Annotated in this window: 10 protein-coding genes and 2 tRNA genes; 5 read left to right on the top strand and 7 right to left on the bottom strand. The window is 32.7% G+C overall.

The window, feature by feature from the left end; all coding sequences use genetic code 11:
- Positions 1–201 precede the first annotated feature (201 nt).
- Positions 202–657 (top strand): thioredoxin-dependent thiol peroxidase, encoded by a 456-nt coding sequence (bcp, locus tag B4L98_RS08885; RefSeq protein ID WP_286496165.1) that lies wholly within the window; start codon positions 202–204, stop codon positions 655–657.
- 11 nt (positions 658–668) lie between these two features.
- Positions 669–1730, top strand: a complete 1062-nt coding sequence (recA, locus tag B4L98_RS08880; protein WP_038333157.1) for a recombinase RecA — start codon at positions 669–671, stop codon at positions 1728–1730.
- A gap of 56 nt (positions 1731–1786) precedes the next feature.
- Here recA and B4L98_RS08875 read toward each other — a convergent pair whose 3' ends face one another.
- The 7 genes from B4L98_RS08875 to mutY all read right to left on the bottom strand — a co-directional run bounded on the left by B4L98_RS08875 (position 1787) and on the right by mutY (position 6236).
- Positions 1787–2212, bottom strand: coding sequence for a lipocalin family protein (locus tag B4L98_RS08875; protein ID WP_286496160.1), 426 nt, complete (start codon positions 2210–2212; stop codon positions 1787–1789).
- A gap of 232 nt (positions 2213–2444) precedes the next feature.
- Positions 2445–2518, bottom strand: a tRNA-Asn gene (locus tag B4L98_RS08870).
- A 58-nt stretch (positions 2519–2576) separates the two neighbouring features.
- Positions 2577–2650: transfer RNA gene (locus B4L98_RS08865), tRNA-Asn, on the bottom strand.
- A gap of 65 nt (positions 2651–2715) precedes the next feature.
- On the bottom strand, positions 2716–4026 hold the full coding sequence (gene rseP / locus B4L98_RS08860; RefSeq protein ID WP_221854425.1) for an RIP metalloprotease RseP: 1311 nt from the start codon (positions 4024–4026) through the stop codon (positions 2716–2718).
- 75 nt (positions 4027–4101) lie between these two features.
- The gene (locus B4L98_RS08855; protein ID WP_260391997.1) at positions 4102–4710 is read right to left on the bottom strand and encodes a gliding motility lipoprotein GldD; all 609 of its coding nucleotides are present in this window, start codon (positions 4708–4710) and stop codon (positions 4102–4104) included.
- A 15-nt stretch (positions 4711–4725) separates the two neighbouring features.
- Complete coding sequence (locus B4L98_RS08850) at positions 4726–5178, bottom strand: single-stranded DNA-binding protein (protein WP_038334855.1); 453 nt, start codon at positions 5176–5178, stop codon at positions 4726–4728.
- Positions 5179–5216: 38 nt separating this feature from the next.
- On the bottom strand, positions 5217–6236 hold the full coding sequence (mutY, locus tag B4L98_RS08845; RefSeq protein WP_291078044.1) for an A/G-specific adenine glycosylase: 1020 nt from the start codon (positions 6234–6236) through the stop codon (positions 5217–5219).
- Positions 6237–6340: 104 nt separating this feature from the next.
- Between mutY and B4L98_RS08840 the strand changes: the two genes are divergently transcribed.
- From B4L98_RS08840 to B4L98_RS08830, 3 genes are all read left to right on the top strand, one after another.
- The gene (locus B4L98_RS08840; protein WP_019975652.1) at positions 6341–6637 is read left to right on the top strand and encodes an HU family DNA-binding protein; all 297 of its coding nucleotides are present in this window, start codon (positions 6341–6343) and stop codon (positions 6635–6637) included.
- Between the two features lie 213 nt (positions 6638–6850).
- On the top strand, positions 6851–8422 hold the full coding sequence (locus B4L98_RS08835; protein ID WP_291078042.1) for an Rne/Rng family ribonuclease: 1572 nt from the start codon (positions 6851–6853) through the stop codon (positions 8420–8422).
- Between the two features lie 57 nt (positions 8423–8479).
- Entirely contained in the window at positions 8480–9154 is a 675-nt protein-coding gene (locus B4L98_RS08830) for a TIGR02117 family protein (RefSeq protein ID WP_221854428.1), read from the top strand.
- Positions 9155–9167: the final 13 nt, after the last annotated feature.

Below are 9167 nucleotides of genomic sequence, written 5' to 3'. Positions count from 1 at the left end.
ATACAAATGCACTACCGGTTTTTCGTAAGTTTTTAAATAACAGCTTTTCCTTTTTTTACCTTCATTTTAAAAAGTAAAGTTTAAGCGACTTATTTTGGCGTTATATAACATTACATTTGTAGTATAAATAAAAGATTAATTAGTTAAATCAGTTACGATTCAAGATTTAATCATTATTTTTACGAGAAGTTCTAAAGACAAATCAAGATGTTAAAAATAGGAGATAAAGTTCCAGATTTTAAAGGAATTGATCAAGATGGAAACGAAGTTTCGTACCATGATTTTGCAGGAAAAAAATTAGTCGTTTTCTTTTATCCAAAAGCAAGTACGCCTGGTTGTACAGCAGAAGCATGTGATTTGCGCGATAACGAAAATGCGTTGAAAGCTCAAGGTTATCATTTGGTTGGAATAAGTGCAGATTCTGTGAAAAGACAAAAGAATTTTGCAGAGAAAAACAATTTACTTTTTCCTTTGCTTGCAGACGAAAATCACGAAATTTTGAATGCTTTCGGCGTTTGGGGACCAAAGAAATTTATGGGACGCGAATTTGATGGAATTCATCGTACAACTTTCATCATTGATGAAAAAGGAGTGATTACAGATGTAATCGAAAAAGTGAAAACAAAAGAACACGCAAAACAAATTTTAGAAAAATAAAAAATAATATAATGAGCGATTTAGACAATAAAAAGAAAGCGTTACAGCTAATCTTAGATAAGATGGACAAAGCTTACGGGAAAGGAACTGTAATGCGTATGGGAGATTCGGCTGTTGATGATAAAATAGAAGTAATTCCTTCTGGATCTTTGGGATTAGATTTAGCGTTAGGAGTAGGAGGTTATCCTCGCGGACGTGTTATAGAAATCTACGGACCTGAATCTTCAGGTAAAACAACATTAACGTTACACGCTATTGCTGAAGCGCAAAAAGCTGGTGGTATCGCTGCTTTTATTGATGCTGAGCATGCATTTGACCGTTATTATGCAGCGAAATTGGGTGTTGATGTAGAAAACTTAATTATTTCTCAACCAGATAATGGTGAGCAAGCATTAGAAATTGCAGATAACTTAATTCGTTCGGGAGCGATAGATATTATCGTAATTGATTCTGTTGCGGCACTTACTCCAAAAGCGGAGATTGAAGGTGAAATGGGAGATTCTCGTATGGGATTACAAGCGCGTTTGATGTCTCAAGCTTTACGTAAATTGACAGGTACAATTAATAAAACGAAATGTACAGCGATTTTCATTAATCAATTACGTGAAAAGATTGGGGTAATGTTTGGAAATCCAGAAACAACAACTGGTGGTAACGCCTTAAAATTCTACGCATCTGTACGTTTGGATATCCGTCGTTCAACTCAAATCAAAAATGGAGATGAGGTAATCGGAAATCATTCGAAAGTAAAAGTGGTTAAAAATAAAGTTGCTCCTCCATTCCGTCAAGCAGAATTTGATATTATGTATGGTGAAGGAATTTCTAAAGTTGGAGAAATTTTGGATATGGGTGTTGAGAAAGGAATTGTAAACAAATCTGGTTCTTGGTATTCATACAATGATAGCAAATTAGGACAAGGTCGCGATGCTGTAAAAGAAGTATTGAAAGATAATCCTGAATTGGCAGAAGAAATTGAAGCTAAAATTGTCGCATTAATCAAAGGTGAGCCAGTAGATGGAAAACCATCAGTTGATAATCCAGCTGACGAAGCAGAATTATTTGCTGAAGATTAATTCGAAAGAATTTTTATATAATGATAAAAACCTCTCAATTTTGAGAGGTTTTTTTGTTATTTTGTATAATTAATAAAAAAGGCGTCCTCATCTCCAAATGAAATTCTTAAACTATTTTTTGTTAATATTTCGATATTTTCTATTTCAGTATCATTAGTGTTATTTTCTGTTAAGGTAATTCGTTTGTTTTTTAAACTCCATTTTCCTTCAGACGGGCTATGATAACAAGGGTCATTTCCTCCTCCTTCATAAAAATCATTATAATAAGTAAAATTTTTATTAAAAGTTATACTTGTTTTAGAATCACATTCATTGTATTCTTCAATTATTTCTTTTCCATTCAAATAATATCCAGAGTTTTTAATCTGCCATTTACCAATTAATAATTCTTCATGCGATTCTACATTAGAATCATCATCGTTATTACAAGATGCGAAAAATGTAGTCGCTGAAAGTGTAGCAAATAATAATAGTTTTTTCATAAGTTATTTTTTTGATTGGCAATAATATGAAAAATGATATTAATTAAACGTTTTTAAGTATTTATAATAAAAAAAACACTTCTGTAGAAGTGGTTTGTCATGTTGAATTTATTTCAACATTGTATACTGTTTATGATGAGATCTGAAACGAGTTCAGAATATTCATATTTATTATTTAAATAGTAAAACTTTTAATAATAAAAAAAGACAATCAAATTGATTATCTTTTTTGCTCCTCCTCTTGGGCTCGAACCAAGGACCCTCTGATTAACAGTCAGATGCTCTAACCAACTGAGCTAAGGAGGAAAATCCGATATTTTAAAATTTTATTTTTAAGTCTTTGTTTGACATTTCACTAAAAAAGCTCCTCCTCTTGGGCTCGAACCAAGGACCCTCTGATTAACAGTCAGATGCTCTAACCAACTGAGCTAAGGAGGAATGTTGCTTAATTGTGGGTGCAAATATAGAAGTATTTTTTACACCCACAAAAAATATTTTAAATTTTATTTAAAAATCATATTCACAATATCGTTTCCGAAGATGAATACCATTAATCCTAAGATAATTACAACGCCAACCATTTGTGCTTTTTCTAAAACTTTTTCACTTGGTTTTTTACCTGTGATCATTTCATAGATGGCAAAAACAGCATGTCCACCGTCCAAACCTGGAATTGGTAATAAGTTAATAAATGCTAACCAAGCAGAAATCATTGCCGTAAATGACCAGAAAAATAACCAGTTCCATTCTTTTGGCATTTGTTTTACCATTCCAATTGGTCCAGCAACTTGCTTACGACCGTCTTTTACTTGGAACAATGTCCCAATTCCACGAACTTGCGTTGCAATCGCTTCAAATGGCTCTACAATTCCTTTTGCGATTCCTTCACCAATTGTATAATCTTCCTTAGAAATTAATGAATCTAAATATGCTGTTGATCTTAGGAATCCAATGCTTCCATCTTTATCTACATTTACCATCAACTCTACAGGCTCGCCTTTTCTTTCAACACTTAAAGAAACTGTTTTTCCTTTGTATTCTTTTAATTTATTTGTTAAATCTGAAAATAGAGGTGTTGTGAAACCATCAATAGCAATTACTTTATCATCTTTTAATAAACCTGCTTTTTGTGCTGCACTATTCTCAACAACAGAATCCACAACGGTTGGCATTTGAGGAATAAAGAAAGCGCCTTTAGCGTTTAAAATTTCAGTTCTGAAATCTTCTGTAATTGGTAAAGAAACTTCTTTTCCTTGACGTTTTACATCTAAAGTTTCACCACCCAACAAGGCTTCTTTTCCTATTTCATTTAATGCTTGATATTTAACACCATTTACACCAACTGGAATATCACCTTTTTGCAAGCCGAATTTAGTTTGCGTTGCATTCGCTTCGATTCCATATTGCATTTTGTTTACATCAACAAAGCTTTTTCCTTGAGAAATGAATAAAATAGTATAAATAATCATCGCTAAAATGATATTTACAATAATACCTCCTAACATGATGATTAATCGTTGCCAAGCTGGTTTTACACGGAATTCCCACGGTTTTGGCTCTTGTTTCATTTGTTCCAAATCCATGCTTTCGTCAATCATTCCCGAAAGTTTTACGTATCCTCCAAGAGGCAACCAACCGATACCGTAAACAGTATCACCAATTTTCTTTTTCCAAATGGCAAATTTCACATCGAAAAAACAAAAGAAACGTTCAACACGAACGCCAAACCATCGCGCTGTTACATAATGTCCTAGTTCGTGCAACATTACTAAAAGCATCAAACTAAGCATTAAGGTAGCTATCTGTATTAACATATTGTTTTAAATTTATTTATGTTCTAATTTTATTAAACGATTACAAAATTAATCGAATTTATTTATCAAAGCGGTTTATTTTTTCCATTCTAAGGTTTCTAACAATTTTTTTACATCTTTTTTGATGTAATCAACTGCTGGAGCTAAAGAATCGGGTTTTGGTTGAGTTTTGAAATAAACCGAACCTGCTAAAAAATTCTTTACACTATCCGTCGCATGAAACTGAATATTAATCGCTGATTCTCCTCCTAATTCATACATAGTACCAAAAACCTTTTTTTCTGGAAAAGAAAATTCTTGTGGCGAGATAAAACTGGCTTTAACCGTCTGTTCTTGCACAAAACTCTCACTTTCTTTTATTTGAACGATTAAATCTTGTGGAGACTGAACTGGAAAATATGTCAGGTAAATTGTCGCTTTCATTCGTGGATAAACAATATTGAAAGAGTTTGGTTTTTTGCCCACTACGACCTTTCCAAAGTTTGAATATTGGAAAGTATAAGGTACATTTTCTTTGAAAGACAGATAAGTTTGTTGCGGATATTCGAGGCGAACTTGTCCTAAAGGTTTGGCAACTTCCTCGCTTTTATTGCACGACACAAAAAAAATAGCACTACTACATAATGCTATTATAGTTTTAAAATTCATTGTATAACGTAAAACGTTAAATTTTGTAAAATTCATTTAATTTTTTAATTTCTAAAAAGGCAAATCGTCTTCTCCTTCATCTATAAAAGGTGGCTCGACAACTGTTGTGTTTTGTTGACTTTGCTGAACTTTGTTCTGATCATTTTGCATGGCTTGACGTTGTTCATTGTCAATTTTTGGTGTCAAAAACTCGATTGAATTTGCTACGATCTCTGTTGTATAACGCGTTTGTCCGTTATCGTCCCATTTGCGTGTTTTGATGCGTCCTTCAACAAAAACTTTATCTCCTTTTTTCAGATAACGATCACATAATTCTGCCAATTTATTGCGTGTCACAATATTGTGCCATTCTGTTTCTGTAATTCGTTCTCCTGTTCTCGAAATGTAAGATTCTGTCGTTGCAATAGGAAATCGTCCAATACAATTTTGTTCATCGAAATGATGCAATTTTACATCATCACCCAAATTTCCGATCAAAAGTACTTTATTCGTTGTTCCATTCATAGTTGTAATAGGTTTTTAGTGGCTTGTTACTTACAAAGTTAATCCAAATAATGTTTATTTATAAATTTTTCTATTGGTTTTGGCAGCGGATAATGTTCGAGATCATTTAAAGCAATCATTTCAAAATCATTTTCGGCTTTAAAATTTGTTATATCTATTAAAGATACATTTAATTTCCAATATTTTATAAATAAATTTTGATGCGACAAAATATGTTTCTCCTCTTCGATAAAAGTTAGATTATTTTCAAGATTTTGATCTAAAATCCAACCTTTATCCAACAAGTCAGTTTCGGTTTCTATTTTTGGAAAAGTGAATAAATTTTTCCAAACATCATTTCCAATTCGTTTAGACAAGGCAATTTTATCTTCATTTTCGATGAGAATAAAATGTAAAAAACGATTCGAAACTTTTGTCTTTTTCAATTTTATAGGCAATTCGTTGACTTTATTTAATCGAAGCGCTTCACAAGACTCATTAAGTGGACAAATTTCACACTTTGGCTGTTTTGGTGTACAAATTGTTGCACCCAAATCCATTACCGCCTGATTAAAATCACCTGGACGTTTTTTATCAATGATTTCTAAACCCAAATCCCAGAAAATCTTCTTTGTTTTTGGCGAACTTATATCATCTGTAATATTAAAATATCGCGCAAAAACTCGAAACATATTTCCGTCTACAGCAGGTACATTTTCATTATATACAATAGATGCAATTGCAGCTGCAGTGTAATCTCCTACGCCTTTTAGCTTTTTTAAATCTTTGAAATTATTCGGAAATTGTCCATTTAACTCATCAGCAATCGTCTTTGCTGTGAAGTGTAAATTTCTGGCACGGGAATAATAACCCAGTCCTTGCCAGAGTTTTAGGACTTTTTGTTCGTCGGCATTTGCCAAATCGAAAATAGTCTCAAATTCTTGTATGAAATTATTGTAAAATTTCATACCTTGGTCAACCCTTGTTTGTTGGAGAATAATTTCCGACAACCAAATGTGAAATGGGTCTTTTGTATGACGCCAAGGTAAATCTCGTTTATTTTTGTCAAAATATGACAAAATCAGATAGTTGAAGTTCATAAAAACTGAAAAAATCTTTTTTTGTTGGGATACTATCGTTATATTTGCACCCGCTTTCAAATTTAAGAATAATAAGAGGAATTATGACAAAGGCAGAAATAGTAAATAACATTTCAGGTAAATTAGGACTTGAAAAGAGCGATACTCAAAGAGTGGTAGAATCGTTTATGGAGGAGGTGATTAAATCATTAGTAGAAGGAGAAAATGTATACTTAAGAGGATTTGGTTCTTTTACTATTAAAACTAGAGCTGAAAAAACAGGTAGAAACATTACAAAAGGTACTTCTATCATTATCCCAGCACACAACGTTCCTACATTTAAACCAGCTAAGACTTTCATCGAAGATGTAAAGACTAGCGAAGCAAACGTAATCAAATAACAATAAAATAATTGTATCATGCCAAGCGGAAAAAAACGTAAAAGACATAAGGTAGCGACGCACAAACGCAAAAAACGTCGTCGTCTTAACAGACACAAAAAGAAAAAATAATTAGTAGCTAAGCTATTAATAATTTAGTCTTTTTACAAGATAGCACTTTTCAATGGAAATTTTGGAAAGTGCTTTTATCATTTTTAAAAACATAATTTTTTGATGAGTAAAGAATTAGTGATTTCAGCCTTAGCTGATCAAGTACGCATCGCAGTTTTAGATGAAGGTCGCTTGATGGAATTTCATCAAGATACTGCAAATGATGGCTTTGCAGTTGGCGACATTTACTTGGGTAAAATCAAAAAATTAGCTCCTAGTTTAAATGCAACCTTTGTTGACATTGGTTATTCGAAAGATGCATTTTTACATTATCATGACTTAGGTCCACAAATACGTTCGTCAAATGCGTACAACAAAATTGTAGCATATGGCACGTACAAAACCGAAAAATTGAAGAACTTCCGTATGGAAGAACCGATTGACAAAGATGGACAAATTACAGAAATCTTTGCTCCAGGTGATTCCGTTTTGGTTCAAATTACAAAAGAACCAATTCATACGAAAGGACCAAGAATTACTTCTGAAATTTCAATTGCTGGTCGATATTTAGTTTTAGTTCCATTTTCGGAACGTGTTTCGATTTCGCAAAAAATCAAACAAAAACCAGAACGCGATCGTTTAATCAAAATTTTAGAAGGTTTAACACCAGAAGGCTTCGGAGTTATTATCAGAACAGTTGCCGAAGAGAAGAATGCAGAAGAATTACAAGCAGATTTGGCTTATTTGTTAAACAAATGGTCTCAAATCTTCAAAAATCTTCAAAAAAAGAAAGCGCCAGCTAAAATTCTTAGCGAAATGGACAGAGCTTCTTCTATTTTGAGAGATAATTTTAATGATGATTTTATTAAAATTTCTGTTGATGATGATGAATTAGCTGACGAAATGCGCGAATATTTGGAAGTTATTGCACCAGATAAAATTAATTTGGTAAAAGAATACGACGATCCATTTGTTCCAATTTTTGAGAAGTTTAATGTCGAAAGACAAATTAAACAAGCTTTTGGTAAAACGGTAACTATTCCACAATCTAAAGGTGCATATCTTGTGATTGAACATACAGAAGCGTTACACGTAATTGATGTGAATTCGGGAAATATTTCTCGTAATTCTAAAAATCAGGAAGATTCAGCTTTTGCCGTAAACAAAATTGCTGCTTCTGAAATTGCACGTCAGTTGCGATTACGTGATATGGGAGGAATTGTTGTGGTCGATTTTATTGACATGACGGATGTAGAACATAAAAAAGAATTGTTCGAGCATCTGAGAGCTGAAATGGCGAAAGATAAAGCAAAACATAAGATTTTGCCACCAAGTAAATTTGGATTGATTCAGATTACAAGACAACGTGTTCGCCCAGAGGTGAATTTTGTTACAACTGAAGAAAATCCTAACCAAGAATCGAATGAAGTTGAAGCACCTATCGTTACAATTGATAAAATTGAACAAGTGCTCTTGAATATCCTTGATAGAAAAGATAAGGATTTACGAAAAATGTCGTTGCACGTGCATCCTTTCGTAGCTGCTTATTTACAACATGGATTGCCAAGCATTCAGATGAAATGGTTTTTTAAGCATAAAAAGTGGATTAAGATTGTACCAAGAGATGCGTACAAATACTTACAATTTAATTTCTTGGACAAAGATCATAATACACTTTACAACGAATCAAATTAAGAAAAACCTCGCAATTGCGAGGTTTTTTGTTTTATATTCGTTACACAACAAAATACTATGAAAAAAATATTCCGAATTCTTCTCAAAACTTTAGAAGCTTTAGTTTTACTAATTGTGGTGTATTTACTTGCAGTAGTTTTGCTGCCATTAATTCCAGTAAACAAACAAAAAGAGAAGTCTAATGATCAAATCACAGCGTATATTTTGACAAATGGCGTACATACGGATATTGTGGTTCCAGTAAAATCTGAAGCGATTGATTGGTCGACTTTTGTACCTTTCTTGGATACAAAATCGAAAAAAGAATACAAATATATTGCCTTTGGTTGGGGTGATAAAGGTTTCTATTTGGATACACCGGAATGGAAAGATCTTAAATTCTCTACAGCTTTCAACGCTGCGTTTTGGTTAGGAGATTCGGCGATTCATACTACTTTTTATGATAATATGACGATAGATGACAATTGTAAAAAAGTTGATTTGAGTGTAGAAGAGTATCAAAAATTAATTGTTTACATCAAGCAATCATTTGATTTGGATCTAAATAACAAAGTCGAATTAATAAAAACAGATGCTGTTTATGGAGATAGTGATTCGTTTTACGAAGCAAAAGGAAGTTATAGTTTATTTTTTACGTGTAATACGTGGGCTGCAAGCGCGTTAAAAGCAGCAAATAAAGAAGCCCCCTTGTGGACGGCAACACAACAAGGAATTTTTCGTCATTATGAATAATTTTTTTAAATTA

Source organism: Empedobacter sp. UBA5528 (assembly GCF_002426075.1).
GTDB classification, from domain to species: domain Bacteria; phylum Bacteroidota; class Bacteroidia; order Flavobacteriales; family Weeksellaceae; genus Empedobacter; species Empedobacter falsenii_B.
Note: the sequence above shows the minus strand (reverse complement) of the source record. Positions and strands in the feature narration are given on the sequence as shown.

Excerpts from the sequence above, each read along its gene's own strand:
- recA (WP_038333157.1), top strand. The coding sequence starts at position 669 with ATGAGCGATTTAGACAATAAAAAGAAAGCGTTACAGCTAATCTTAGAT.
- B4L98_RS08875 (WP_286496160.1), bottom strand. The coding sequence starts at position 2,212 with ATGAAAAAACTATTATTATTTGCTACACTTTCAGCGACTACATTTTTC.
- rseP (WP_221854425.1), bottom strand. The coding sequence starts at position 4,026 with ATGTTAATACAGATAGCTACCTTAATGCTTAGTTTGATGCTTTTAGTA.
- B4L98_RS08855 (WP_260391997.1), bottom strand. The coding sequence starts at position 4,710 with ATGAATTTTACAAAATTTAACGTTTTACGTTATACAATGAATTTTAAA.
- B4L98_RS08850 (WP_038334855.1), bottom strand. The coding sequence starts at position 5,178 with ATGAATGGAACAACGAATAAAGTACTTTTGATCGGAAATTTGGGTGAT.
- B4L98_RS08840 (WP_019975652.1), top strand. The coding sequence starts at position 6,341 with ATGACAAAGGCAGAAATAGTAAATAACATTTCAGGTAAATTAGGACTT.
- B4L98_RS08835 (WP_291078042.1), top strand. The coding sequence starts at position 6,851 with ATGAGTAAAGAATTAGTGATTTCAGCCTTAGCTGATCAAGTACGCATC.
- B4L98_RS08830 (WP_221854428.1), top strand. The coding sequence starts at position 8,480 with ATGAAAAAAATATTCCGAATTCTTCTCAAAACTTTAGAAGCTTTAGTT.